The organism is Shimia litoralis (genome assembly GCF_005518135.1).
GTDB lineage: Bacteria > Pseudomonadota > Alphaproteobacteria > Rhodobacterales > Rhodobacteraceae > Shimia_E > Shimia_E litoralis.
Map to the genome: position 1 here is coordinate 228,312 of NZ_SULI01000002.1, position 24,789 is coordinate 253,100.

General features: G+C 55.9%; 23 protein-coding genes and 1 pseudogene. 10 read left to right on the forward strand and 14 right to left on the reverse strand.

Translation table 11 applies throughout. The features are described from left to right. Positions 1-4 precede the first annotated feature (4 nt). The gene (locus FAP39_RS03130) at positions 5-1,435 is read right to left on the reverse strand and encodes an aldehyde dehydrogenase family protein (RefSeq protein ID WP_138014920.1); all 1,431 of its coding nucleotides are present in this window, start codon (positions 1,433-1,435) and stop codon (positions 5-7) included. 237 nt (positions 1,436-1,672) lie between these two features. On the opposite strand from FAP39_RS03130, the gene FAP39_RS03135 reads away from it, so the two are divergent. Further along, a complete protein-coding gene (locus FAP39_RS03135; RefSeq protein WP_138014921.1) occupies positions 1,673-2,326 on the forward strand; it encodes a peroxiredoxin in 654 nt (217 codons plus the stop codon). A gap of 68 nt (positions 2,327-2,394) precedes the next feature. On the opposite strand, the gene FAP39_RS03140 is transcribed toward FAP39_RS03135, so the two are convergent. Next, positions 2,395-3,114, reverse strand: a complete 720-nt coding sequence (locus FAP39_RS03140; protein WP_138014922.1) for a glycosyltransferase family 25 protein — start codon at positions 3,112-3,114, stop codon at positions 2,395-2,397. A gap of 125 nt (positions 3,115-3,239) precedes the next feature. Continuing rightward, complete coding sequence (gene pnp / locus FAP39_RS03145) at positions 3,240-5,381, reverse strand: polyribonucleotide nucleotidyltransferase (RefSeq protein WP_138014923.1); 2,142 nt, start codon at positions 5,379-5,381, stop codon at positions 3,240-3,242. Positions 5,382-5,671: 290 nt separating this feature from the next. On the opposite strand from pnp, the gene FAP39_RS03150 reads away from it, so the two are divergent. Then, on the forward strand, positions 5,672-6,358 hold the full coding sequence (locus tag FAP39_RS03150) for an SGNH/GDSL hydrolase family protein (RefSeq protein ID WP_138014994.1): 687 nt from the start codon (positions 5,672-5,674) through the stop codon (positions 6,356-6,358). Positions 6,359-6,450: 92 nt separating this feature from the next. On the opposite strand, the gene rpsO is transcribed toward FAP39_RS03150, so the two are convergent. The 7 genes from rpsO to rbfA all read right to left on the reverse strand — a co-directional run bounded on the left by rpsO (position 6,451) and on the right by rbfA (position 10,974). After that, positions 6,451-6,720, reverse strand: a complete 270-nt coding sequence (gene rpsO / locus FAP39_RS03155; protein WP_138014924.1) for a 30S ribosomal protein S15 — start codon at positions 6,718-6,720, stop codon at positions 6,451-6,453. 171 nt (positions 6,721-6,891) lie between these two features. After that, on the reverse strand, positions 6,892-7,887 hold the full coding sequence (locus tag FAP39_RS03160) for a calcium-binding protein (protein WP_138014925.1): 996 nt from the start codon (positions 7,885-7,887) through the stop codon (positions 6,892-6,894). An 87-nt stretch (positions 7,888-7,974) separates the two neighbouring features. Beyond that, positions 7,975-8,271 (reverse strand): DUF5665 domain-containing protein, encoded by a 297-nt coding sequence (locus FAP39_RS03165; protein ID WP_138014926.1) that lies wholly within the window; start codon positions 8,269-8,271, stop codon positions 7,975-7,977. Positions 8,272-8,289: 18 nt separating this feature from the next. After that, the gene (locus tag FAP39_RS03170) at positions 8,290-8,805 is read right to left on the reverse strand and encodes a DUF1643 domain-containing protein (RefSeq protein ID WP_138014927.1); all 516 of its coding nucleotides are present in this window, start codon (positions 8,803-8,805) and stop codon (positions 8,290-8,292) included. After that, entirely contained in the window at positions 8,802-9,722 is a 921-nt protein-coding gene (gene truB / locus FAP39_RS03175; protein WP_138014928.1) for a tRNA pseudouridine(55) synthase TruB, read from the reverse strand. The genes FAP39_RS03170 and truB overlap by 4 nt, the downstream gene beginning before the upstream one ends. Before the next feature lie 101 nt (positions 9,723-9,823). Further along, positions 9,824-10,570, reverse strand: a complete 747-nt coding sequence (locus tag FAP39_RS03180) for a phosphodiester glycosidase family protein (RefSeq protein WP_425471391.1) — start codon at positions 10,568-10,570, stop codon at positions 9,824-9,826. Further along, positions 10,570-10,974, reverse strand: a complete 405-nt coding sequence (gene rbfA, locus FAP39_RS03185) for a 30S ribosome-binding factor RbfA (RefSeq protein ID WP_138014930.1) — start codon at positions 10,972-10,974, stop codon at positions 10,570-10,572. Before rbfA ends, FAP39_RS03180 begins: the two co-directional genes overlap by 1 nt. Before the next feature lie 139 nt (positions 10,975-11,113). On the opposite strand from rbfA, the gene dapB reads away from it, so the two are divergent. Further along, positions 11,114-11,923 carry a 4-hydroxy-tetrahydrodipicolinate reductase gene (dapB, locus tag FAP39_RS03190; RefSeq protein WP_138014931.1) on the forward strand — a complete coding sequence of 270 codons (810 nt, stop codon included), beginning with the start codon at positions 11,114-11,116 and terminating at the stop codon, positions 11,921-11,923. 4 nt (positions 11,924-11,927) lie between these two features. Here dapB and FAP39_RS03195 read toward each other — a convergent pair whose 3' ends face one another. Together FAP39_RS03195 and FAP39_RS03200 are read right to left on the reverse strand one after the other, a co-directional pair. Further along, positions 11,928-12,257: an NIPSNAP family protein gene (locus tag FAP39_RS03195; protein WP_138014932.1), complete on the reverse strand. Its 330-nt coding sequence runs from the start codon at positions 12,255-12,257 to the stop codon at positions 11,928-11,930. Positions 12,258-12,272: 15 nt separating this feature from the next. Further along, complete coding sequence (locus FAP39_RS03200) at positions 12,273-12,461, reverse strand: DUF1674 domain-containing protein (RefSeq protein WP_138014933.1); 189 nt, start codon at positions 12,459-12,461, stop codon at positions 12,273-12,275. Positions 12,462-12,538: 77 nt separating this feature from the next. Between FAP39_RS03200 and FAP39_RS03205 the strand changes: the two genes are divergently transcribed. The 7 genes and pseudogenes from FAP39_RS03205 (at position 12,539) to FAP39_RS03235 (ending at position 21,267) form a co-directional block, all read left to right on the forward strand. After that, a complete protein-coding gene (locus FAP39_RS03205) occupies positions 12,539-13,807 on the forward strand; it encodes an RsmB/NOP family class I SAM-dependent RNA methyltransferase (protein ID WP_138014934.1) in 1,269 nt (422 codons plus the stop codon). A gap of 207 nt (positions 13,808-14,014) precedes the next feature. Further along, positions 14,015-15,761 (forward strand): annotated as a pseudogene (locus tag FAP39_RS03210) (heparinase II/III family protein). A 23-nt stretch (positions 15,762-15,784) separates the two neighbouring features. After that, positions 15,785-17,374, forward strand: a complete 1,590-nt coding sequence (gene purH, locus FAP39_RS03215) for a bifunctional phosphoribosylaminoimidazolecarboxamide formyltransferase/IMP cyclohydrolase (RefSeq protein ID WP_138014935.1) — start codon at positions 15,785-15,787, stop codon at positions 17,372-17,374. Positions 17,375-17,480: 106 nt separating this feature from the next. Continuing rightward, positions 17,481-17,951 (forward strand): signal peptidase II, encoded by a 471-nt coding sequence (lspA, locus tag FAP39_RS03220; protein WP_138014936.1) that lies wholly within the window; start codon positions 17,481-17,483, stop codon positions 17,949-17,951. A gap of 53 nt (positions 17,952-18,004) precedes the next feature. After that, positions 18,005-18,514: a DUF3035 domain-containing protein gene (locus FAP39_RS03225; RefSeq protein ID WP_138014937.1), complete on the forward strand. Its 510-nt coding sequence runs from the start codon at positions 18,005-18,007 to the stop codon at positions 18,512-18,514. Between the two features lie 117 nt (positions 18,515-18,631). Next, positions 18,632-19,972, forward strand: coding sequence for a M16 family metallopeptidase (locus tag FAP39_RS03230; protein WP_138014938.1), 1,341 nt, complete (start codon positions 18,632-18,634; stop codon positions 19,970-19,972). Further along, a complete protein-coding gene (locus FAP39_RS03235; RefSeq protein ID WP_138014939.1) occupies positions 19,969-21,267 on the forward strand; it encodes a M16 family metallopeptidase in 1,299 nt (432 codons plus the stop codon). Before FAP39_RS03230 ends, FAP39_RS03235 begins: the two co-directional genes overlap by 4 nt. A 103-nt stretch (positions 21,268-21,370) precedes the next feature. Here FAP39_RS03235 and FAP39_RS03240 read toward each other — a convergent pair whose 3' ends face one another. Continuing rightward, positions 21,371-23,710, reverse strand: a complete 2,340-nt coding sequence (locus FAP39_RS03240) for an aldehyde dehydrogenase family protein (protein ID WP_138014940.1) — start codon at positions 23,708-23,710, stop codon at positions 21,371-21,373. Between the two features lie 13 nt (positions 23,711-23,723). Continuing rightward, positions 23,724-24,716 carry a deoxyribose-phosphate aldolase gene (gene deoC, locus FAP39_RS03245; RefSeq protein ID WP_138014941.1) on the reverse strand — a complete coding sequence of 331 codons (993 nt, stop codon included), beginning with the start codon at positions 24,714-24,716 and terminating at the stop codon, positions 23,724-23,726. Between the last annotated feature and the right edge of the window lie 73 nt (positions 24,717-24,789).

The window sequence follows — 24,789 nt, forward strand, 5'->3', positions numbered from 1 at the left end:
GGCCTTAGGCCATTGGGACGCCAGAGATCGCTTTGACTTCGCAGAACTCTTCCAGCCCCCACAGGCCACCCTCGCGACCATTGCCCGATTGCTTGAAGCCACCGAAGGGCGACCCTTGCTGGCGGCTGACGCCGTTGGTTTCAACCATGCCCGACCGTACGGAACGTGCCACACGTAGACGTTTGTCGTCGTCTTGGGTCTGAATGTAGTTGGTCAGGCCATAGACGGTATCGTTTGCCATCGCGATGGCTTCGTCTTCCGAATCGAATGGGATGATGGACAGCACCGGACCGAAAATTTCTTCGCGGTAGATGGTCATGTCTGGCGTGACATCGGCAAAGACGGTTGGGCGTACAAAGTACCCTTTGTTCATACCCTCTGGACGTCCAAGCCCACCAGAAAGAAGCGTTGCGCCTTCTTTGATGCCGATTTCAATCAACCCTTGAATCTTGTTGAACTGAAGCTCGGACACGACGGGGCCAATGTGGCGACCAGACTCGGCCGACTGACCGACCTTGGTGGCGTCGGCGGCTGCTTTGGCCTCTTCAACGGCTTGGTCATAGCGCGAGCGCTCGACCAACATACGTGTTGGGGCATTACAGGATTGGCCTGTGTTCTGCATGCAGTGGATCACGCCCCGCTTCACAGCTTTTTCGTCGGCATCTGCAAAGATGATGTTGGCCCCTTTGCCCCCCAACTCAAGACTGACGCGTTTCAGCGTATCGGCGGCCGCTTTGGAAATGGCGATGCCGGCGCGTGTTGACCCCGTAAAGCTGACCATGTCCACATCAGGGTGTGACGACAGCTGTGTGCCGACGCCAACGCCGTCGCCATTTACCATGTTGAACACGCCTTTTGGAAATCCGGCTTGATCGACCATTTCGGCGAACAATACGCTGGACAGCGGTGAAATCTCTGATGGTTTCAGGATCATCGTACATCCCACTGCCATGGCTGGAATGGCTTTGAGAGCAACTTGATTCATCGGCCAGTTCCATGGCGTGATCAATGCACAGACGCCGATGGGTTCCATACGAATGCGGTCTACGCCGCCATAGGCTCTCTCGAATTCGAAGCCTTCTAGGGCTTCCAGAAAACCTGCGATGTGCCAGCTACCTGCACCCCATTGATTGGCGCGCGCCAAATCAATCGGCGCACCCATTTCGATGCGCATGGCCTCGGCCATTTCTTCGCGACGTTCGGTATAGATATCACCCAGACGCTTGATCAGGGCAACGCGCTCTTCCAATGGCGTTGCCGCCCATGATGGAAAAGCAGCCTTGGCCGCGGCCACTGCGGCATCGGTGTCGGCTTGATCGCCAAGCGAAATGACGGCGCATGTGTCTTCTGTCGACGGGTCAATGACATCCATATCATTTGGTGCCGCTGGATTCACCCATTGACCATCAATATAGAACTGGCGTTTCTCGATCATGTGATTTCTCCTTGAATTTGCGCACACTTTGTCAGGCGTGTTCTTGTCCGGCAAGGCCAAGTTCCGTAGCGTCACAATAAATTTGATCAAATTAGGTATTCGGTGGACGCTTCAGCCTGAATTCCCAATTATTCCGCCCAGGAAATTCAAAAAATGCCGCATAGCGCCTATACAATACCGAACGAGTGCCTATCTATTTTTAGAGTACAAACGCAAATCATTCAGAGGAAGTTTTAGATGGGCCTGCGCATCAATGACATCGTTCCAAATTTCACTGCCGACACAGATCAAGGCACAATTTCGTTTCATGACTGGATCGGAGACAGCTGGGCCATTCTGTTTTCGCACCCCAAGGACTTTACGCCCGTTTGCACCACAGAATTTGGTGCAGTCGCACAGCTTGCCGACGAATGGGCCGCTCGCGGCACAAAAGTGATCGGCGTATCGGTCGATGGCGTTGAAGAGCACAAGGGCTGGAAAAAAGACATCGAGAGCTTTGCCGGGACCGAGGCGGGCTTCCCGATTATTGCGGATCAGGACCTCGCGGTCTCCAAGGCTTTTGATATGCTGCCAGCAGATGCATACATGCCGGACGGTCGGACACCAGCCGACAGTGCCACAGTGCGGTCTGTGTTCATCATCAGCCCTGACAAAAAGCTTCAATTGTCGATGACGTATCCGATGTCCGTGGGGCGCAACTTTGCTGAAGTTCTGCGTGCGCTGGATGGCTTGCAACGCACATTCGGCCAGCCGCTGGCAACACCGGCGAACTGGGAAACCGGACAAGATGTGATCGTGGCGCTTGCCCTGGATGACGCTGCCGCAGAAGAAAAATACGGCGCGTTGGACAAAAAGCTGTCTTACCTGCGGTTCGCCAAGAACCCTGACTAGGCTGCTTGCCACCACGGTAGCGGGAATATGTGCAATAGGCGGAAGGGCGGGGCTTGGGTCTCGCCCTTTTACGTTTGCGGGTGCCGCTTAAGCGCGCCACGATATCGCGCGCGTGCAACTTCACGCGAAATTTTGTGGAAAACCCCGGTCGTCTTGGATTGGACCGTTGATCCCGAACCGGGAAACGTTTTTTCTGTGCAACCGTTCGGAAGAATCGTCTGAATCTTTTGTCCTGTGATCCAGTGCATTTGCAAAAGTGTGTCGACGGGGCGGTCCAAAACTTCAGTCGCGGCAAGCAAGCGTTTGGCAGTCTCTAATCCGACAAGCTGAAATGTGGTTTGCAGGCCGATGAGCGCTGGCGTGAACAGTTTAAGATCACCCTCTTGATCGTCAACCATGGTCAGAGGTTCACGGTCTTTTGGCGGTATGCGAATGAAAACATCAGGATCCGTATGTCGCCCCAGCAATGCAAGCAGCGGCGCAAGGGCGTCTGGCGCGATTTCAAGATCGTCTTCGGCGATCAACGCGGCGGGCCAGTTGTTATCCACGATGGCCTGCCAACTTGCCCGGTGGCTCAGAAAACAGCCGATCTCTCCTCCTAGCAGCGGGGAAAATGGATACGCGGGCGCGAACATGTCGCCATTGCGGGTTGCTATCGTGGCTTGAATTTCCGGAGTGCGCCCATCAATGGCGTCGATGACGCGGGCATCTGGCAGATCGTCCAGCAAGCGGTCGACGTTTGCGCGGCGCTCGGTGCTTGTCGCCATGTGGATGATCAAAGAGTACATGAGGTGAGGCGCCTTTTGCTGGGGTATGCCCCTGTGTAAAGCGCCGTTGGAGTGGGGGCAAAGAAAAAGCCCCGATCATGATAATCGGGGCTTTCCAAATCTTGAGCATTAAAAGGACAGATGGCTTAGCCGTCGTTCTTTTCTTTTGCTTCCGGTACGATGTCTTCACCAGTTTCCTGATCTACGATTTTCATCGACAGGCGAACTTTGCCGCGGTCATCAAACCCAAGCAATTTCACTTTGACATCTTGGCCTTCCTTGAGAACATCTGAAGGATGGTTCAGGCGGCGGTTTTCGATTTGCGAGACGTGCACAAGGCCGTCGCGCTTGCCGAAGAAGTTCACAAACGCGCCGAAGTCGACGATTTTGACAACTTTACCGTTATAGACCTGACCAACTTCGGGTTCTGCCACGATCGAGTGGATCATGTCATAGGCCTTTTGGATGGCTTCACCGACAGAGGATGCGATCTTGATGATGCCCTCGTCGTTGATGTCAACTTTGGCGCCCGAAACTTCGACGATCTCGCGGATGACTTTGCCGCCAGAACCGATCACTTCACGGATCTTGTCGGTTGGGATTTGCATGGTTTCGATGCGTGGAGCATGTACCGAGAATTCCGCAGCGCCGGTCAGCGCTTTGTTCATCTCGCCCAGGATGTGCATGCGGCCGTCTTTGGCTTGAGCCAAAGCTTTTTCCATGATTTCCTGCGTGATGCCTGCAACCTTGATGTCCATCTGCAAGCTGGTGATACCGTTTTCAGTACCCGCAACTTTAAAGTCCATGTCGCCAAGGTGGTCTTCGTCACCCAGAATGTCGGACAAGATCGCATAGGATCCATCGTCTTCCAGAATCAGACCCATCGCAACACCTGCCACGGCTGATTTCAGCGGAACACCCGCATCCATCATGGACAGTGAGCCACCACAAACCGACGCCATCGAAGACGAACCGTTAGATTCAGTGATCTCAGATACAACACGTACAGTGTACGGGAAGTCTGTTGCAGCAGGCAACACAGCCTGCAGCGCGCGCCATGCCAGTTTACCGTGACCAATTTCACGACGTCCTGGTCCGCTAACGCGGCCAACTTCGCCAACCGAATAGGGAGGGAAGTTATAATGCAGCAAGAAGTTCGAACGGTACGTGCCAGTCAACGCGTCGATCATTTGCTCGTCGTCGCCTGTGCCCAATGTGGTCACAACCAGACCTTGGGTTTCGCCGCGTGTGAACAATGACGACCCGTGTGTCCGTGGCAGCATGCCAGTCTGGCATACGATGTCACGAATGTCAGATGTGCCGCGACCGTCGATACGCTTGCCAGTTTTCACAACGTCGCCACGCAGAATGCTGGCTTCGAGCTTTTTCATGGCAGAGCCAAGATTGGCATCGTCCAGCTGTTCTTCGGTCAATGCTGCTTTGATCGCATCACGTGCTGCAGAAACAGCTGATGTGCGCTCTTGCTTGTCGGTCAACGCGAAAGCGGCACGCATTTGCTCTTCGCCAGCAGCTTTTACCGCATCAAACAGATCGGAATATTCTGGTGGTTGGAAGTCGAACGGCTCTTTTGCAGCATCTTCAGCCAGATCAATGATCAGGTCGATCACGGGCTGGATCGAATCGTGGGCAAATTTCACCGCACCAAGCATTTCAGCTTCGCTGAGTTCATATGCTTCTGATTCAACCATCATCACGGCGTCTTTGGTGCCAGCTACAACCAGATCAAGGCGTTGATCAGGGTTGTTGCGCAGGACGTGCATGTCATCAACTGTTGGGTTGAGTACATATTCACCTTCGGTAAAGCCAACGCGGCAAGCAGCGATTGGGCCCATGAAAGGTGCGCCAGAAATGGTCAGAGCCGCAGAGGCTGCGATCATCGCAACCATGTCGGGGTCATTCACCAAATCGTGGCTCAGTACGGTGCACATGACCAGAACTTCGTTTTTGAAGCCTGGTACAAACAGTGGGCGGATCGGACGGTCGATCAAACGCGCAGTCAGAGTTTCTTTTTCTGTGGGGCGGGCCTCACGCTTAAAGAAACCACCGGGGACTTTACCGGCTGCATAGTATTTTTCTTGGTAATGCACGGTCAGAGGAAAGAAATCCTGTCCGGGCTTGGGTGACTTTGCGAAAGTCACGTTGGCCATGACCGAAGTTTCGCCCAAAGTGGCGATAACCGAGCCATCGGCCTGACGGGCAACCTTGCCCGTTTCCAGCGTGAGGGTCTCTTCGCCCCACTGCATAGATTTTGTCGTTACGTTAAACATATAGCGTATCCTAGCTGGGAGTATCCCCGGGCGCTCCCGAGTCTCCCGTTTTGAATGGCGGCCACATTGCCGCCGACCCCCTTACATCTTTCTCTCGAGCGCCGGGGTCAAGGCACTGCGTCTCAGATGGTCGCGCCATACATGAAAACGCGCCTTTTGGAAACTAGTATTTATGAGGCCAACTGACGCTTGTCGGCCCGCGCCATTAGTTATTGCCTTCTGGTTGTGAAACGGGAACAAATCCAATTCAGAGCAGTTTACGGATTTTATGAGCCGAGGGTTTGAACGAAATGATGTTGCGCGTGTTGGGTCTGGTCGCATTTTTGTTGTGTGGTCCACAGTCGTTGTTGGCTGAAGGCGGGCCAGCGGCGCCGCGTATTCTGGCCATGGGCGATAGCTTGATGGCGTGGCATGGCATGTCACAACGATCTATTGCGCATGTCATTGGGCGTGAGTTGGGCGAGCCAGTGGTCAACCGCTCCGTCGGTGGCGCGCGGATTATTTACAAACTGCCTCTGTCTGGCGCTATGGGTCTGAAGATCGCCAATCAATACAAAAAAGGCGATTGGGACTGGGTGGTATTGAATGGTGGCGGTAATGATCTTTGGCTGGGATGCGGGTGTGTCGCCTGTGACAAAAAAATGAACCGCTTGATTTCTCCAGATGGCCGCAAAGGCGAAATTCCACGATTGGTCGATACATTGCATAAGGCCGATATCAATGTGGTCTATGTCGGGTATCTGCGCAGCCCTGGCGTCGGGTCCATCATCGATGAATGCCGTGATGAGGGCAATGAATTGGAAACCCGCATCGACAAGTTGGCGAATATTCTTGATGGGGTCTATTTTTTGTCCTTGGCTGATCTCGTGCCATATGGGGACAGATCGTATCACGGCGCGGATATGATTCACCCATCGGTCAAGGCGAGCGCTGCGATCGGTAAGGCCGTCAGCAATATCATTCGATCGGCGGAATAACCTTTTGATGTGTCGCAGGCCACAAAACGGGCCACAAAAAAGGCCGCCACCCCAAAGGGTCGCGGCCAAAACTCTGTCGGAATGATCTTCGCTTAGCGGCGCAGGCCGAGGCGTTTGATCAGGTCCTGATAGCGAGCTTCGTCTTTTGTTTTGGTATAGTCCAAAAGCTTACGACGCTGCGCAACCATCTTCAAAAGGCCACGGCGACCGTGGTTGTCTTTTTTGTGGGTCTTAAAGTGCTCGGTCAATGTCGCGATGCGCGAGCTGAGGATAGCAACCTGTACTTCGGGCGAACCTGTGTCGCCTTCTGTGGTTGCGAATTCTTTCATGACGCGGGCTTTGTCTTCGGCTGTGATCGACATCGGGATCTCCTGTATTAAAGGGTTAAGGGCACAAGCCGGGATGTCGTCCAGCAGGGTCCGTGGAGAAAGTCCTGACTTCATGTTCCAAGTCCGGATGCGGGCGTATAGGTGAATTTCGCAGAATAGACAAGGGGGCTTGGGCGGTCCGCGAAAGTTGTCGACGGTCAGGGGTTAGATGTGCAGCAGTTCGGCGCTTGCTGGGCTTCCTTGAGGGAGTAGCGTGATGTCAGAAGCAACAAGCTCAGAAATACCCTGCACAGTCGCAACCTGAACGCCATTCACAAAAATGGCCGAATTGGCTGGGTTTTCTTGGTCCGGCGTAACTTCGACATCTGGGTCCGCGCCGCCGAGGTCTTCGTAAAGCAGCACGAGATTGTCCTCTGAGGCATCATAGTCGGTGACAATAGCGATCTCGTCATCTTGTAACGAATCCCAATCCCCCAAAACAAAGCTGTCTGCCCCATCGCCACCAGATGCGTAATCGCCGCGGCCAATGTCGATTGTGTCATCACCATCCCCGCCGTTGAGGAAATCCAGCGTGGCGTCAGTCTGTTCAATGCCACTCAGCAAATCCTGACCATTCCCCCCGAACAAGGTATCTTGACCCTCTCCGCCGACAAGCGTGTCGTCTTCGGCGCCTCCATGCAGTGCATCATCCCCGTCGTCACCCAGCAAGACATCATTTCCAAACCCGCCCACGAGGCTGTCATCTCCAGCCCCACCATCCAAAAGGTCGCCGCCAAAGTGACCAAATAGCGTGTCGTCCCCGTCGTCGCCTTCTAGGGTGTCGTCGCCTTCGTGCCCGTGCAGAGTATCGTTGCCGGTCCCGCCGGAAACAGAATCGTCGCCGTCGCTTCCCCACAGGTCATCGTTTCCGTCGCCCCCAATCAGGGTGTCGTCCCCGTCATATCCGTTCAGTTGGTCGTTGCCGCTTCCGCCCGATATTTGATCCTGCGTCTCTGTGCCTGAGACAATCTGATCTTGGGATGTCTCGGCGTCCCCAAGCATTTGGATCAAACCGCTGGTATCAGCGCTTGCATCCGTCTGGGCCGTTTCTTCTTCTAGGGTCTGGGTGTCGTCGGAATCATCGTTGTTGCCAAAGTCAAAGTCCAATGCCGAAACCGCCCCAGCGGCCATGAGGCTGAACAGCCCTGCAAGAAATAACATATCCTAAACTCCACAATACCCCATCCTATTTGGGCATATCGTGCGCCGAGTCGTAAATCGTTTGTTGAATCGTTGGTTAACGCAGGTCTAGTTGCCGCGCATCTCGCGCAGGGCCAAAAATTTCTCTGGTATTTCGATCGACAGCAACAGGTTTGAAATCCAGCCACCAATCACCGGAAACAGGTTGAAAGATGAAATCCACCAAGCGACGAGGGCGCCCAGTATCCCAATCGCCAGCAGGGCCCCAAATGCAAAGGCCACACCGCGCAGCACAGATGATCCAAAGCTGCGCAAAATACTGTTTTTGGCGGCGCGCGTAGCGGTCAATTCTGCGGTAAGGTGCTCAATAGCCGAAATCAGTTTGGTGTCATCTTGTTGGGGCATTGTGATAGCTTTCAAAATTTATTTTTGGGCAAGCCACAGTTCAGGGCGCTGGGCATATGCAATATACAAAGGGTGGCGCGGATGGCCGTGCTTGGTCAAGCCCAGACAATGAATTTCACGCCCGCTGTCTGTCAGAATTGTCTGCATCTCTTTGCCTCGATCTAGATGTGTGCCGTGCACACCCCAGCCTGCCAAAATCTGATCCGCCCATGCACAGGCGTCCTGTATTGCGGCGGTGTTTTCCGGGCCTTCGGGTGTGGAGTGCTTCCGCAATTTATGTGGATCAGTTTCGCGCAAGGCAAACAAATTCACCACACGAAACGCACCAAACCCCAACGCACGTGCGCGTCGCTCGCAGCGCTCTACGGTCGGATCATTGTGCATTTCTGTGGCTTTTGACGGGTTGAGCATAATATAGGCCAGCTTGCGGCCCTGCGGATCCCACGTGCGTGTCAGCGCATAGCGATATGTCTCGCACGGCGAGTATTGCGCGGTCGACGTGGCGGTGTCACTTTGGTGGGATCGCGTGATCATTCGGCGTCTTGGGATGGCACAAACACGCGACTGGGGTGCAGCTCACCCGCTTTGAATACACCGACGGCCACAGCTTTGCCGTCTTGTGACGCCCAGCATTCATCGCCATAGGTCACGTCATGGGCGATCACCAAACCGGGGTTGCCATTGCGCAAACGTGTTGCGCCGTCGGCGGCACATTTGACCTCGGGAAGCTCACTCAGACCTATTTCAAGGGGTTGCAGGTAAGCATCAAGATCAGGTGTCTTTGCCATCTCGTTGATTTGGTCAAGGCTCAACCCGTTTGCGGCCTCAAACGGGCCGGACCAAACGCGGCGCAACTCTCTGACATGGCCAAAACATCCGAGTTTTTCACCAAGATCGCGGGCAATAGATCGGACATATCCACCTTTGCCACAGATCATTTCAAGCAATACGTGGTCTGAATCTTCACGATCTATCATCACAAGCTCTTCGACCCACAGGGGGCGGGCCGCAAGTTCGACGTCTTCGCCATCCCGTGCAAGCTTGTATGCGCGTTGCCCGTCGACTTTGATCGCTGAAAACTTTGGAGGGACTTGCATGATGTCGCCAACAAACTGGCCAAGACAGGTTTTGATTTCGTCGTCGCTTGGGCGCAGATCCGAGCGCGCGATCACTTCACCCTCAAGATCATCTGTGTTGGTGGCTTGGCCCAGCCTTACGGTGAAGCGGTAAGATTTGAGGGCGTCCGTGATGTATGGGACGGTTTTGGTGGCTTCGCCAAGCGCAATCGCAAGAACGCCTGTGGCATCCGGATCAAGGGTTCCCGCATGCCCCGCCTTTTTGGCGTCCATGGCCCAGCGGACTTTGTTGACCACCGAGGTTGACGTGATGCCAGCCGGCTTGTCGACCACGAGCCATCCCGAAATATCGCGTCCCTTGCGTTTGCGTGCCATGATCTGATCCGTTCTTTTGATAAGGGCGGCGGGGTACCCGAAGGGCGGCGTGCTGTCAATTTGTGATCTGGCAGATCGTCGTTGTTTCGACGAGTCTCGTCCTAAGGCGTTTTGACCACGCCAATAATTGGCCCCATGGGCAAACCCGCGTCAGCACGGCCGATCATGGGGGCATACAGCCGTGAAATACGGCCATCTAGATAGAGCGCGTTGGGGGTGCTCAGTTTATCGCGAAACAACCGTGCGAATGTGTGGAAGTTCACGCCTTGATTGGACATGGCAAAAATGGCGGTTTTCCCATCTGGCGTGGTGCCGACGCCATTTCGGATCAGACGTGAGGTGCCGTCTTTTAGAAAACGCGGATGCAATTTGTCGTCTATGACAAGCATTGGACCAGATTGCGTCGCATACTGGCAATCTGGTTGCGTGTCTGCAAAGCGCAGGGTTTCGATGACATCTGCACGGCCTGCCCGAATACAGAACACACCATTGGGCAAAAGCCCGAAATTCCCCGGACTGGCATTGGTGAGCAGGCGCATTTCCTGCTGGCCGTCCTCAATAAACAGACCAACGGGGCGCCGATCGGCATGATACATGCCACCGTTCACCCCAAATGCCAGCACGTGACCGTCTGGCAGGGTGCGCGCGACGTTCCCAAAGCTGCCGAGGGGCATTCCGGTTTCATCTCGCAAAAAGATTCTCAGGTCGTCTTGGCGCAGATCGACGGAGCACACTGAATAGTCTCCGCCTTCAAACGTCAGCATCTCGCAACTCACCGCTTCGGCTGCAGGCGTCACGAGCACGACAAGCGCGCTCCAGACGGCAACACAAATCGCGGCTGTACGCATCATTCGTCGTCGCGCTCCAAATCCTGCCGCACACTCGCTTGCGCCAACATATCTCTGGTTGCGTCCATTTGGTCAAAGGTCATGTCCAGCTGGAACCGCAAATCAGGCGCGTATTTGAGTTGGGCCTTGCGACCAATGATCGTGCGCAATTCGCCTTTGTTGCGGGCCAATAGCTTAAGCACCTCGTCTTTGCCCTTGCCGCCAAGCGGCAGCACATAAACTGTCGCAATGCGCAGATCGGGTGTGGTGCGGACCTCGCCGACGGTAATGGACATGCGATTTAGGTCGGGATCATGAACATCCCCCCGCATCAGAACCTCGGAGAGGGTGCGACGGATCAATTCCCCGACACGCAGCTGTCGTTGCGAGGGACCGGTATCTTCTGTGTATCTGTTCTTTGCCATGTGCTTCACTTAGGCCTTTCAAGAGGCTTTGCCAAGCGGTCGCGGTTTCGCTAAACGGTGACAACAGATGAATTGTGGCCTGCGCCTGCGCTGAGGGGGATCCTTTGGCGGCACAGGGACCGTTGAAAGGTACGAGACGATGACAGAGCTTCCCGGAATTGTAATTACCGGAGCATCAGGCCGGATGGGGCAGATGCTGATCCAAACTGTTGTACAAAGCGACAAGGCGCGTTTGGTCGGAGCCGTTGAAAGAGCCGGGCACCCCTGGGTCGGTCAGGATATCGGCCAAGCGATGGGCGGTGCCGCGCTTGGTGTGGTGGTCACAGACGAGCCGCTTGAGGCGTTTGCCAAAGCACAGGCCGTTATCGATTTCACAGCACCTGCCGCAACATTGCAATTTGCGAAACTCGCGGCACAGGCGCGCGCTGTGCATGTGATCGGTACCACAGGCATGAGCGACGAAGATATTGCCAAGCTAGAGCCATGTGGCCGACATGCCGTGATTGTGCGCGCGGGCAATATGTCGTTGGGGGTCAATCTGTTGACCCAACTGACCAAAAAAGTCGCGGCAGCTTTGGACGATGATTACGATATTGAAATCATTGAATCACATCACAACCAAAAAGTGGACGCCCCAAGTGGCACGGCGCTGATGTTAGGTGAGGCGGCTGCAGAAGGGCGTGGTGTTGCATTGGCGGATGTGTCTGATCGCGGGCGCGATGGCATTACAGGTGCGCGTCAGAAAGGCGACATCGGCTTCGTGGCTGTGCGCGGCGGCGACATCGTCGGGGAACATGACGTGATGTTTGCCACGGCTGGCGAACGGATTATCCTGCGACATGTCGCCAGCGACCGAAGCGTTTTCGCCAGAGGGGCGCTCAAGGCTGCGCTTTGGGGTCAAAGCCAAAAACCGGGTGAATACGATATGCTCGATGTGCTGGGTCTCTAGTCGATCACAACATGACAGAGCCGTCGAAACCTTCGAACCCTTGGGTGGTCTCGACCACCGAGGCTTCAAAGGTTTCAATCATCGGCATGACAATTGGCTCGATTTCGGCCCAGACGGGGCCATCGTAAAAGGCGTCTTTGACGGCGTCGCGATGCGCCAAGCTGTCAAACGCGCGGCTCCAGTGTACGACATCGGGATCGTCCAGATCGCGTAGTGGTCCGAAAACACGCATGCCCGCGTCGCGCAAGACGCGTCGATTTGTGTCTTCGAAATATCGAATAAAGTCTTCACGCCGCCCGGGCTTGAGCCGATATTTTCGAAGTTCGATGATCATAGTCGTGTGGCCCTATCAAAAGTCGATCGCGATTCCCTTTTTTTCCCAATCGCCATACCGCACAGGTTCGGGGCCATCTCGCCCCCCAAGTTCGGTTTGAAGATCAAGGGATTTGGCCGCCTTACGGCGTTCTTCGGCTTCGGCGAGGGCGCGCTGGGCTGCTGCGGGCAATGCCTTTGGGGTCTCTTGGGTCTCATCGGTCATACGGTGGGTTCCTTTTGCCGTTAGCCCTTGATATACGCGCCCGTCTTCTATGGACAAGTGATTGAAGGAGCGTCCTCATGTCTCAGACCGGTGTTCAGGCCCGTCGTAGCGCGGTTTACCTGTTGGATCAGGTGTTGGGCGAAGGGCGCCTTATGTCGGAATTGATCGGTGGCGGCGCGCTGGATAGGCTTGTGCCAGAAGATCGGGCGCGTGCACAGCGCTTGGCCACAGAAACCCTGCGCGGGCTGGAACGCGCAGACCGCATCCTGAAAAAACACTTGGCGAAAAGCCCGCCTTTGACCGTGCAAAATATTTTGCGCATCGCCACATATGAATTGTGTCAGGGCGGGGCTGCCCATGGGGTGGTCAATGCTGCGGTAGAGATTGTTGGCAAAAACCGACGGACAGCCGCCATGAAGGGGCTTGTGAACGCCGTGTTGCGCAAAGTTGCGGATACCGGGCCGGAAATGTGGGCTGCATTGCGTGTACCGCATCTACCGAAATGGCTGCGCAGCCCCTTGGTGGCGGCGTACGGTGCAGAAGGTGTTCAGGCGATGGAAGCCGCACATTTTGCGGGTGCCCCACTTGATTTGATGGCCAAAGGGGATCGTGGCGCGCTTCATCGCTCTTTGGGCGGCGAGATGCTGCCTACGGGCACGGTACGACTGCAAGAGGCGGGCCAAGTGTCCGGTCTTCCGGGTTTCAAGCGCGGAAGCTGGTGGGTGCAAGACGCAGCGGCGTCGATGCCGGTGCATGTCCTAAACCCCCAATCCGGCGAACAGGTTCTGGACCTGTGCGCGGCACCGGGTGGGAAAACGATGCAGCTTGCCGCCGCGGGGGCCGTTGTCACCGCAGTGGATGACTCGGAATCGCGCATGGCGCGTGTGCGCGAAAATCTCAAACGCACAGGCCTCAAGGCTGAAATTGTCGTGGGCGACGCGATGGCGCAAGGCGGCGCGTGGGATGCAATCTTGCTGGATGCGCCATGTTCGGCGACGGGGACTATTCGGCGACATCCTGACCTGCCGCATGCCAAAGACGGAAGCGACTTTGGCGATTTGATAAACCTTCAGGCCGCGATGCTGGATCACGCGATTAGCTTGCTCAAACCCGGGGGGCGTTTGGTTTTCTGTACGTGCTCATTGTTGCCGGATGAAGGTGAGTGTCAGGTTGAGGATGCGCTGGCGCGCCACGAGGGGCTGAGTGTGGATCGTGCGGCCGTGGCTTTGGATGGTGTCGACCCTGCATGGATCACCGAAGAAGGCGGCTTGCGGTTACGACCGGACTATTGGTCTGACAAGGGCGGAATGGACGGGTTCTATATGGCCTGTATCAGAAAATCCTGACAAATTTCTCTGTGCGCGCGAGGCATCGAAGCCTCTCGTGAATGCCCTAACGGCGTGACGCTGTCCCCCATGTCGAGCAGGGAGGCACTGGTGTTTGCGCGCGGACGGATGTCATCTGCAACGATCACGCGATTCAATCGGTGACTTTGGATCACGCTGGGTTTATCATTCCGGAAAACGCCACCAGAGCGTAGAGGCAGTAGAGTGATGACCAACCCCGAAGGACTTTCGGCGCGGTATACGCGTTTCATGCATCTTGTGCATGCGCGCCTAAGTGCGATGGCACGTCCTGCAACTGCGTTCACCTCTACGCCTGAACCACGCACAATCGGCAGCTTTGCTCGTGGTCGACAACTGATCGCAGGAAATTTCCTGTTTGCTGGGCGATTGATCACCAGCTCTGATGCTCAAATTTGGTCCTTGGGTGCGCGCGACCTCAGCTTTACCAACGAACTTCATGGGTTTGCATGGCTCGACGATTTGGCGTCGGTCGGGGACATTGCCGCACGTCAGAAAGCGCAAGATTGGGTGTGGCTCTGGATCTCGCAATATGGTGCCGGGCGGGGTCCTGGATGGACGCCGGATCTCACGGGGCGGCGGCTGATTCGATGGATCAACCACGCGCTATTTCTATTGCGTGGGCAAGAAAGCGCTCAGTCGGCAGCGTTTTATCGTTCCTTGGCGCAACAGACGATTTTCCTATCACGACGCTGGCATAAAGCTGGGGCAGGTCTGCCACGGTTCGAAGCACTGACGGGATTGATTTACGCGGGTCTGGCCCTTGAGGGGATGTCGCAATACGTTGCGCCAGCTCTCAAGGCGCTCGACAAAGAATGCAAGCTTCAGGTCGATCCTGACGGGGGGATACCGACACGCAACCCCGAAGAGCTGCTCGAAGTGTTCACGTTGCTGACTTGGACGGCTGCGGCTTTGGCCGAAGCAGGGCAAGCCCCATCAGAGGCCCATCTTGGAGCCATTGAGCGCATTGCGCCGACATTGCGTACGCTGCGCCATGCAGATGGTGGATTGGCGCGGTTTCATGGCGGCGGCCGCGGGCTTGAAGGGCGGCTTGATCATGCGCTGGCCGAAAGCCAAAACAAGCTGCGCCAAGCTGACGGGCTTTCGATGGGGTATGCGCGACTGTCTGCGGGACGCACCAGCGTGATTGCCGATGCAAGCCCCCCCCCTGTCAAAGAGGCATCGATCAACGGGCACGCCTCTACTTTGGCGTTTGAGCTGACCAGTGGTCGCCGCCCAATGATCGTCAATTGTGGCTCCGGGGCGAATTTCGGCGAGGAATGGCGTCGGGCTGGGCGGGCCACCCCAAGTCATTCGACATTATGTCTTGATGGGTATTCCAGCGCACGTTTGGGCGAGGCCGGACAAGGCGGTCGACGTCAGGAGCAGTTGGTCGATGCGCCCACCGATGTGCCTGTACAAATGAGTCAGGCGTCGGATGGTTTAAGGTTCCAGGGTGGGCACAACGGATATGTGGCAACACATGGTCTGACGCATGCGCGCACGCTCGAGCTTACCTTTGACGGGCGCGGTATGGTCGGAGAAGACTTGCTGGTGGCGCTGGATGCGCCTGCCAAGCGCACGTTCGACAAGGCAATGGATGCCACAAGCTTGCAAGGTATTCCGTTCCGGCTTCGGTTTCACCTGCATCCCGAGGTCGACGCCGCCGTAGATATGGGCGGGGCTGCGGTCTCACTGGCGCTCAAAAGCGGGGAGCTTTGGGTCTTTCGGTTCGATGGCAGCATAGAATTGGGCCTTGAACCCAGTGTTTTTCTGGAAAAAAAACCGATTAAAGCCGCGCGCGACAAAACAGATCGTTCTATCTGGGGCCGCAATGGAGTATGCGACCCGCATCCGGTGGTCTTTGGCCAAAGCGCAGGATTCTGCGATGGCGATCCGAGACCTGAACCGCGATGACCTGGATCTGACACCTTGAACCCTTAGGGAACCATTGTACCCATGACCGACCTGCACCCCGTCCGCCGCGCCCTTATCTCTGTTTCTGACAAAACTGGCTTGATCGAGCTGGCCACCGCGCTATCTGCGCGTGGCGTTGAATTGCTCTCAACTGGTGGCAGCGCCAAAGCCATGCGGGACGCAGGTCTCGCGGTCAAAGATGTGGCTGACATCACAGGTTTCCCTGAAATGATGGATGGTCGTGTAAAAACACTGCATCCCAATGTGCATGGCGGCCTTTTGGCGTTGCGCGACAATGCCGACCACGTTGCGGCCATGGATGAGCACGGCATTGGCGGCATCGATCTTTTGGTCGTAAACCTGTACCCGTTCGAAGCCACGGTGGCTGCGGGTGCCGACTATGACACATGTATCGAAAACATCGATATTGGCGGTCCGGCAATGATCCGTGCTGCGGCCAAGAACGCGGCCTTTGTGAACGTGATCGTTGATGTCGAAGATTACGATAAGCTCTTGGGTGACATGGAACAGCACGACGGGGCCACCTGTCCGAAATTCCGCCGCAAGCTTTCGCAAAAGGCTTATGCGCGTACCGCCGCGTATGATGCCGCCGTGTCTAACTGGATGGCAAGCCAACTTGATCTGGTTGCGCCCAAACGTCGGGCCGTCGCTGGCGAGTTGAAGCAGACCTTGCGTTATGGTGAAAACAGCCATCAGAAAGCTGCGTTTTATACTGACGGATCGAACCGCCCCGGCGTGGCCACAGCGGTCCAGCTTCAGGGTAAAGAGCTGAGCTATAATAATATCAACGACACAGACGCTGCCTATGAGCTGGTGGCGGAATTTGATCCGGCCAACGGGCCAGCCTGTGCGATTATCAAACACGCCAACCCGTGTGGCGTTGCGGTTGGAGCGACATTGACCGAGGCCTATCAAAAGGCCTTTGATTGCGACCGCACGTCGGCGTTTGGTGGTATCGTTGCCCTGAACCAGCCGCTTGAGGCGGACACAGCAAAAAAGATCGTCGAGATTTTCACAGAAGTTGTAATTGCACCTGGTGCGTCAGACGAAGCCAAGGAAATTTTTGCTTCCAAAAAGAACCTGCGTTTGTTGCTGACGGACGCACTGCCTAATCCGCGCACGCCGATTATGGCGTACAAACAAGTTGCGGGCGGTCTTTTGGTTCAGGACAAAGATGTCGGATCTGTCGATGTCGAGGACCTGAAGGTTGTGACCAAGAAGGCCCCAACTGAGCAAGAAATGGCCGATCTATTGTTTGCGTGGAAAGTGGCGAAACACGTTAAATCCAACGCGATTGTCTATGTCAAAGATGGCGCGACCGTCGGTGTTGGCGCCGGACAGATGAGCCGTCTGGACAGTGCAAACGTTGCCGCCGCCAAAGCTGGCCGCATGGCCGAAGAACTTGGCTTGGACGAAAGCCCCGCCAAAGGCAGTGCGGTGGCGTCAGATGCCTTTTTCCCATTTGCTGACGGTTTGTTGGAAGCCGCTGCCGCAGGCGGGAAATGCGTCATTCAGCCCGGTGGTTCCATGCGCGACGAAGAAGTCATCGCCGCAGCGGATGAAGCAGGATTGGCCATGGTCTTTACCGGGATGCGCCACTTCCGCCACTAACACGGCAAAAAATACGGATGTCTGCCCCAGATTGTCGGGCGGGCATCCCAAAAAATACAAGCCTTTGATACAAAAGGTAAAACGAGGCAATAAAGGGGGCGTTTACATGCGTCTTGTCTTCTGGGCAGGTTTTTGGGCTTTTCTTTCTGACCAAGCCAGCAAATATCTTGTCGTGCATGTTCTGAATCTTCGGGACATCGGTCAGCTTGATGTTCTGCCGCCATTGCTGCGCTTTCACATGGCGTGGAACGAAGGTATCAATTTCGGCCTCTTTTCCAACAGCGCCGACACCGCACGCTGGTTTCTTATTTTGCTGGGGTTTGCAATTTCGGGCGCGATCCTGATGTGGGTATATCGTGACCCGCCCGGAAAAATGGGGATGATCTCTGCGGGGCTTTTGATCGGAGGCGCGCTGGGAAATGTGGTGGATCGGCTCTTGTATGGGGCTGTTGCCGATTTTTTGAACATGTCGTGTTGCGGGATCAACAACCCGTATTCCTTTAACGTTGCCGATATTTGGATCTTTGCCGGGGCCTTTGGTCTGGTGATCTGGGGTGGCAGCAAAAAGGCCACGTGACGGCGGCTTCACAATCGGATAAAAGCACGAACAATAGAAGCAGGAGTAGTGCTATGCGCGTGTCGCGTGCTATCATTTTGGGAGTGAGCCTTTTGCTGGCTGCATGCAGCGGCAAAGAAGGCATTCGTCACCTGAGCTCGAACGGAGATGGCCCTGACGAGTTCCGCATCTTGCCCAGCAAGCCCCTTGAGACACCGCAAAACTATACAGCGCTTCCGACTCCGACACCGGGTGGTTCGAACATCACTGCCCTCGACCCCAAAGGGGACGCGGTTGCGGCTCTTGGCGGGTCTCGCAAGGCCGTGCACTCCACGACAATTTCAAAGAGCGACGCCGCATTGGTGAATTACTCCGGGCGGACCGGACGGTCGGCGAATATCCGTCAAACGGTTGCGGCAGAAGATGCCGAGTTCCGCCGGACCAAGGGCCGCTTTTCGAACTTCAAGATTGTCAAAGAAGATCGGTACAACGAAATCTACGAAGGTCAGCACCTGAATGCGCCACGAGAACAGGCGCGTTGGCGGGCCGGTGGGGCCAAGACGCCCGCCGCACCGTTGTTCTAAGATATTCAGCGCGGCCTTTCTTCGCTCACATTTGCGTTTAGCCTCTTGAAGCGCCCAGTCTTGGGCGTAACTATCATCTACATCTATTGATTAGACTTTTTGACTAGGAGAGGCCGCATGCGCCGCATTCTCGCACTACTAACGATCGGACTTTTGGCTGCGGCCCCTGCACGTGCTGCAGAAAACGTGAGCGATTTCACTTTGGACAACGGTATGCAGGTCGTCGTGATTGAAGATCACCGGGCACCTGTTGTGATGCACATGGTTTGGTATCGATCTGGGTCCGCAGATGAAACAGCAGGAGTTTCCGGAGTGGCTCATTTCTTGGAGCATCTGCTTTTCAAAGGTACGGACAAGCTTGAGCCGGGCGAATTTTCTGCGACTGTGGCTGCTCAGGGCGGGCGGGACAATGCCTTTACCAGTTACGACTATACTGCCTATTTTCAGCGTGTCGCGGCAGATCGCCTTGAATTGATGATGACGATGGAAAGCGACCGGATGGTCAATTTGCGCCTTGGTCAAGAAGAAATTCTGACCGAACGTGATGTCATCATCGAAGAGCGCAACATGCGCACCGAAAATAGCCCAGGTGCCTTGTTTCGAGAACAGATGAACGCGGCCCAGTACTATAACCATCGGTATGGTGTTCCGATTATTGGCTGGCGACACGAGATGGAAACGCTCTCGCTTGAGGATGCTTTGGCGTATTACGGTACATACTATGCGCCAAATAACGCGATCTTGGTTGTGGCTGGGGATGTCGATCCACAAGACGTGCTCGCGTTGGCCAAGACCTATTATGGGGTTCTTCCGGCCAACCCTGATCTGATGCCGCGTGATCGCACATCGGAGCCGCGCCAAACATCCGCGCGGCGGATGGTTTTCGAAGACCCGCGCGTGGCCCAGCCTTATGTGACCCGATCTTATTTGGCCCCCGAACGAAACCCCGGCGCACAATCTCAGGCTGCGGCGCTGACGATGTTGGCGGAAATACTGGGCGGTGGCAGCACATCTGTCTTGAACCAAAAGCTCCAGTTCGAACAACAAAAGGTCATCTATGCGGGGGCCTTTTACGGGGGCACGTCGCTGGACATGACGACGTTTGATTTGACGGTTGTGCCTGCAGATGGTGTCAGCCTCCAAGACGCAGAAGACGCGATGGACGCGGTGATTGCGGCATTTTTGGAAGAAGGCGTGGATCAGGCCCAGCTTGACCGCATCAAGATGCAGCTTCGGGCGTCTCAGGTTTATGCGCGCGATAGCGTTGAATCGATTGCAAACCGGTATGGACGGGCGCTGACCACGGGGCTGACGGTTGAGGATGTTCAGGCGTGGCCGGATGTGCTTCAGGCCGTGACAGAACAGGATATTCTGGATGCGGCACGGGCTGTGTTTGATCGAAAACAATCGGTCACTGGCTGGTTAACAAGTGGACATGCGACGGGGGGAAGCCAATGAAGCGTTGGATCGTAGCAGTATTATTTGCCTGTACCGCGTTGCCCGCATGGGCCGATGTGAAAATTCAGGAAATCACTTCTCCGGGTGGGATCACGGCATGGCTGGTTCAGGAGCCGTCCATTCCATTTGTGGCGCTAGAGTTGCGGTTTCGCGGCGGGGCGTCATTGGATTTACCCGACAAACGCGGCGCAACAAGCTTGATGGTCGGATTGCTGGAAGAAGGCGCCGGCGAACTGGATGCACAAGGATTTGCCCGTGCTACCGAAGAGTTGGCGGCAGGATTCTCCTATGACTCGGGCGACGATACGGTGTCTATTTCTGCACGCTTCCTAACTGAGAACCGCGATCAGGCTGTCGCCTTGTTGCGGACGTCTTTGGTGGAACCCAATTTCGATGATGCGTCGCTGGAGCGGGTCAGAGGGCAGGTCCTGTCGATCATCCGGTCGAATGAAAAAGATCCGAACGAGATCGCCGCACGTGCGTTTGATCAGTTGGCGTTTGGCGATCATCCCTATGGCTCTGCTGCGGAAGGCACTGTTGATACAGTGTCCGCATTGACGCGGGATGATATTGTCGCGGCTCATGCCGCAGCGATGGCCCGTGATCGTCTTTATATTGGGGTAGTTGGCGATATTTCGGCCGAAGAGCTGGGAGCGTTGCTTGATACGTTGTTGGGGGGGCTTCCTGCAACCGGTGCAGATATGCCGATGCCTGCAACATTGGCCCTTACAGGTGGCACTACCGTGGTTGACTATGAAACGCCCCAGTCGGTTGCCTTGTTTGGGCATGCTGGGATTGAGCGCCACGACGACGACTTTTTTGCGGCGTATGTGTTGAATACAATTCTTGGCGGGGGCGGGTTCGAAAGCCGTCTGATGACCGAGGTCCGTGAAAAGCGGGGCCTGACTTATGGGGTGTATTCATATCTCGCGCCCAAGGATCTTGCTGCGCTCTATATAGGTAGTGTTGCATCGGCCAATGACCGCATTTCAGAGACGGTATCTGTGATCAAAGCAGAGTGGGCACATATGGCCGAGAGCGGCGTGACCCAAGACGAGCTTGAGAAGGCCAAGGCGCTTTTGACGGGGGCTTACCCTCTGCGGTTTGACGGCAACGGCGCGATCGCGCGGATTATGGTGGGCATGCAGATGGATGATCTGCCCATCGACTATATTGCCACCCGCAACGACAAAGTGAATGCGGTGACACTGGACGATGTCAATCGTGTCGCACGAGAGCTTCTGAAACCTGAGGAGCTTCGCTTTGTGATCGTGGGGAAACCCGAGGGGCTTTGATAGGGTCGTCCTCGGACACTCTATTGGGCGCTATTAAGATGAGGGCCTGCCGCAAGAACTGCGGCGGGCCCTAGTTTTTGTGGTGGTTCCAAATCGGCGACACTTATTCCCCGTATGGAACCCAGATATTTTTGACTTCGGTTGCGGCTTCTAAGAAGCTGCGGCTGTGATCAACCGCCCAGTCGCGCGCTTTGCCACGGTTCACCCAAGTTCGCTTTAGATTTCCGGCGCTGGCATTCTCGATCTCTGAGCTCAAATCCGTCGAGGAAAAGCTCCAGACAGCATCGATATCAAGATGACTTGCCAATGTGGGGGCAAGTTCGCCATGGGACCCGGTCAAGATATTCACGACGCCTGCGGGGACATCAGAGGTTTCGAGCACCTGATAAAAGTCCGTTGCGGCCAGTGGGAACGGCTCCGAAGCGGCCAATATCACCCGATTGCCCATCGCAATCGCAGGCGCCATGACGCTGATCAAGCCTAACAAGGGCGACTCGTCAGGGCAAAGTGCACCAATCACGCCAACGGGCTCGCGCATTGCCATTGCGACGCCGCGGATCGGCACATTGTGCACCTGACCATCATATTTGTCGGCCCATGCGGCCGCGCTGAACAGGCGCTCGATCGAGCTGTCCACTTCTTTGCGTCCATTGCGTGCCCCGGTCAGCGCATTGATACGGTTGGCGAACTCGTCGCCGCGCGCGGACAGGTTTTCTGCAATGTAATACAGGATTTGCGCCCGCAGATGGCCCGTGGTTTTTGACCAGCTTTTTGCAGCATGTGCTGCCTCAACGGCGTTGCGCACGTCTTTGCGGTTGGCAATCGGCGCCTGACCCAACAAAGCGCCTGACTTGCTATAGACCTGCTTGGAATATCCGCCATCGGGGCGGGCTTGTTTTCCAGCGATATAGAGTTTTGGTGTGCGATCCAACGGGTCTTGCGGGCCTTTGTCGCCCTTGAAGCCGTCAATGCGCGCCAGTGGCTTATTGGGGCTCACAGGCTTGGTATAGGCCGCCAGCCCTTCCCAGCCACCTTCGCGCCCAAAGCCGCTTTCGCGCATGCCGCCAAAACCCGCTGCGGCGTCAAACAGGTTGGTGGCATTGACCCACACAACACCCGCCACCAGCTGAGGCGCGATATCCAGCGCCAGATTTACATTCTCGGTCCAGACGCTTGCCGCCAGCCCGTATCGGGTGTTGTTGGCCAATTGGACCGCTTCGGCAGGTGTGCGAAAGGTGGTTGCCACCAAGACGGGGCCGAATATTTCTTCTTGCATCAACCGCGATGAGGGGGCCAATCCGGTGATCAGTGTGGGCGGATAAAAACATCCCTCGACGGGCATATCGACTGCGGCGGCATAGGTATGACCGTCGGAGTTTGAGGCCACCATCTCGGTAATGGTTTGTAGCTGGACTGGGTCCACAATTGCGCCCACATCAATGCATTTATCCAATGGGTTCCCCAATCGAAGCCCATCCATGCGCGCGCGCAGCTTGGTATAAAAACGTTCGGCGATGCCTTCCTGTACCAATAGGCGCGATCCGGCACAGCAGACTTGGCCCTGATTGAACCAGATGGCATCCACAAGCCCTTCGATTGCGCTGTCGATGTCGGCATCCTCAAACACGATATATGGCGATTTCCCGCCAAGCTCGAGGGTAAGTGCTCTGCCGCTTCCTGCGGTTGCACGCCGGATTTTGCGGCCCACATCGGTGGAGCCGGTGAATGCGATCTTGTCTATATCAGTATGATTGACGATCAATTCGCCCGTGGCACCGTCACCGGTGACGATATTGACGACGCCTGCGGGCAATCCGGCCTGTCGGCAAATGTCAGCAAATGCCAAAGCCGTGAGCGATGTGTATTCCGCTGGTTTGAGAACAACCGTGTTGCCCATCGCAAGTGCGGGTGCGATCTTCCAAGCAAGCATGAGCAGCGGAAAATTCCACGGCACAATCTGTCCACACACACCCAAAGCCGCGCGATCAGGCAGCTCGGATGACATAAGTTGCGCCATCCCTGCGTGAAAGTAAAAATGCCGCTGGGCTTGTGGGATATCAATATCACGGCTTTCACGGATCGGTTTGCCGTTGTCCAGTGTTTCGAGAACCGCGAGCAGACGCGCGTGCTTTTGCAGCAGGCGAGCAATTGCATAGAGGTATTTCGCACGCCCATGTCCGCCCAGTTTTTCCCACTTGGGCTGGGCTTTGCGTGCGGCAGAAACGGCGAAATCAACGTCGTCCTGTGTGCCTTGCGAAAGCGTCGCCAAGGTTTCGCCGTTGGCGGGGTTCTTGCTGGTAAAGCTGTCTTTGGGAGGGGTAAAGGCCCCGTTAATAAAGTGCCCGAACCGATCCCCTTGATCGACAAGCCACGCAAAAGCATCCGCCGCGTTTTCTGGGGCAGGCCCGTATTCCATCGTTTCGAAGATGTCTTTGACAGTCATAAGATGTGTCCTGTTAGGCCAATGCGTGTCGGTAGCTGGCGGAGTACGCGCCGCCCACATGGTGATCAAGTTGTCGCTCGAGGTCCCCAAGCAAGGAAGAGGCTCCAAACCGGAATAGATCAGGCTGCAGCCAACGATCGCCAAGTTCGTCTTTCATCAGGGCGAGATACGTCACCGCATCTTTGGCCTTAGAGATGCCGCCTGCGGGTTTGTACCCAACGCGAAATCCTGTGCGGTCGTAATAATCGCGAATGGCACGTATCATCACAAGACTCACGGGGAGTGTGGCATTGACACTTTCTTTGCCTGTAGAGGTTTTGATGAAATCGGCCCCTGCCATCATGCACACCAAAGAGGCCCGCGCGACATTGCGCAGAGTGCCCAGCTCGCCGGTTGCGAGGATGGCCTTGACGTGGGCATTGCCGCACGCCTCGCGGAAGGCTTTCATTTCGTCATACAGCGCTTGCCAGTTGCCCTGAAGCACATGACGGCGGGTGATCACGATATCAATTTCTTCAGCACCTGCCGTCACGCTCTCGCCAATTTCGGCAACACGCAAGTGAAACGGAGACAGCCCAGCAGGAAACCCTGTCGACACCGCCGCAACGGGGATGCCGGTGCCCGCAAGGGCGTGCACGGCGGTTGGCACCATGTCATGATACACACAGACCGCGCCTGTGGTAAGGTTGGGCATGCCCAGCTTGGCCAAGATATCGGCGCTTACCGGCTGACGGGCTTTTGCGCACAAGCGCCGCACGCGGCCTTCGGTGTCATCTCCGGAAAGAGTGGTCAGATCGATACAGGTGATCGCCTTGAGCATCCACGCAGCTTGATAGTCTTTTTTGACAGAACGCCGCCCGGGCAGGGTCTTGGCGCGCCGCTCGATGGCGGATGTATTTGCCTGGGCGCGTCGGACCCAATCCAGATCAAGTGCCATGCCCGGATTGCGTGGCTCGAGGGTTTGCGGCAACTGGTGATCAGTTGGTGTGACTGTCGCGCTTTGCATGTGTGGTCCTCGTTGAAATCAGATATCACCGTGGCATGGCGCAATAGGGTTGGCAAGAAGCTGGCATAACGAC

Bases quoted from the DNA above. Each gene is read 5' to 3' on its own strand.
- FAP39_RS03205 (WP_138014934.1), top strand. From the start codon at position 12,539: ATGTCTCAGACCGGTGTTCAGGCCCGTCGTAGCGCGGTTTACCTGTTG.
- FAP39_RS03170 (WP_138014927.1), bottom strand. From the start codon at position 8,805: ATGATCACGCGATCCCACCAAAGTGACACCGCCACGTCGACCGCGCAA.
- FAP39_RS03150 (WP_138014994.1), top strand. From the start codon at position 5,672: ATGATGTTGCGCGTGTTGGGTCTGGTCGCATTTTTGTTGTGTGGTCCA.
- pnp (WP_138014923.1), bottom strand. From the start codon at position 5,381: ATGTTTAACGTAACGACAAAATCTATGCAGTGGGGCGAAGAGACCCTC.
- FAP39_RS03165 (WP_138014926.1), bottom strand. From the start codon at position 8,271: ATGCCCCAACAAGATGACACCAAACTGATTTCGGCTATTGAGCACCTT.
- truB (WP_138014928.1), bottom strand. From the start codon at position 9,722: ATGGCACGCAAACGCAAGGGACGCGATATTTCGGGATGGCTCGTGGTC.
- FAP39_RS03240 (WP_138014940.1), bottom strand. From the start codon at position 23,710: ATGACTGTCAAAGACATCTTCGAAACGATGGAATACGGGCCTGCCCCA.
- FAP39_RS03200 (WP_138014933.1), bottom strand. From the start codon at position 12,461: ATGACCGATGAGACCCAAGAGACCCCAAAGGCATTGCCCGCAGCAGCC.
- FAP39_RS03140 (WP_138014922.1), bottom strand. From the start codon at position 3,114: ATGTACTCTTTGATCATCCACATGGCGACAAGCACCGAGCGCCGCGCA.
- lspA (WP_138014936.1), top strand. From the start codon at position 17,481: ATGCGTCTTGTCTTCTGGGCAGGTTTTTGGGCTTTTCTTTCTGACCAA.
- rbfA (WP_138014930.1), bottom strand. From the start codon at position 10,974: ATGGCAAAGAACAGATACACAGAAGATACCGGTCCCTCGCAACGACAG.
- FAP39_RS03225 (WP_138014937.1), top strand. From the start codon at position 18,005: ATGCGCGTGTCGCGTGCTATCATTTTGGGAGTGAGCCTTTTGCTGGCT.
- FAP39_RS03130 (WP_138014920.1), bottom strand. From the start codon at position 1,435: ATGATCGAGAAACGCCAGTTCTATATTGATGGTCAATGGGTGAATCCA.
- rpsO (WP_138014924.1), bottom strand. From the start codon at position 6,720: ATGTCGATCACAGCCGAAGACAAAGCCCGCGTCATGAAAGAATTCGCA.
- purH (WP_138014935.1), top strand. From the start codon at position 15,785: ATGACCGACCTGCACCCCGTCCGCCGCGCCCTTATCTCTGTTTCTGAC.
- FAP39_RS03135 (WP_138014921.1), top strand. From the start codon at position 1,673: ATGGGCCTGCGCATCAATGACATCGTTCCAAATTTCACTGCCGACACA.
- deoC (WP_138014941.1), bottom strand. From the start codon at position 24,716: ATGCAAAGCGCGACAGTCACACCAACTGATCACCAGTTGCCGCAAACC.
- dapB (WP_138014931.1), top strand. From the start codon at position 11,114: ATGACAGAGCTTCCCGGAATTGTAATTACCGGAGCATCAGGCCGGATG.
- FAP39_RS03235 (WP_138014939.1), top strand. From the start codon at position 19,969: ATGAAGCGTTGGATCGTAGCAGTATTATTTGCCTGTACCGCGTTGCCC.
- FAP39_RS03230 (WP_138014938.1), top strand. From the start codon at position 18,632: ATGCGCCGCATTCTCGCACTACTAACGATCGGACTTTTGGCTGCGGCC.
- FAP39_RS03195 (WP_138014932.1), bottom strand. From the start codon at position 12,257: ATGATCATCGAACTTCGAAAATATCGGCTCAAGCCCGGGCGGCGTGAA.
- FAP39_RS03180 (WP_425471391.1), bottom strand. From the start codon at position 10,570: ATGCGTACAGCCGCGATTTGTGTTGCCGTCTGGAGCGCGCTTGTCGTG.
- FAP39_RS03160 (WP_138014925.1), bottom strand. From the start codon at position 7,887: ATGTTATTTCTTGCAGGGCTGTTCAGCCTCATGGCCGCTGGGGCGGTT.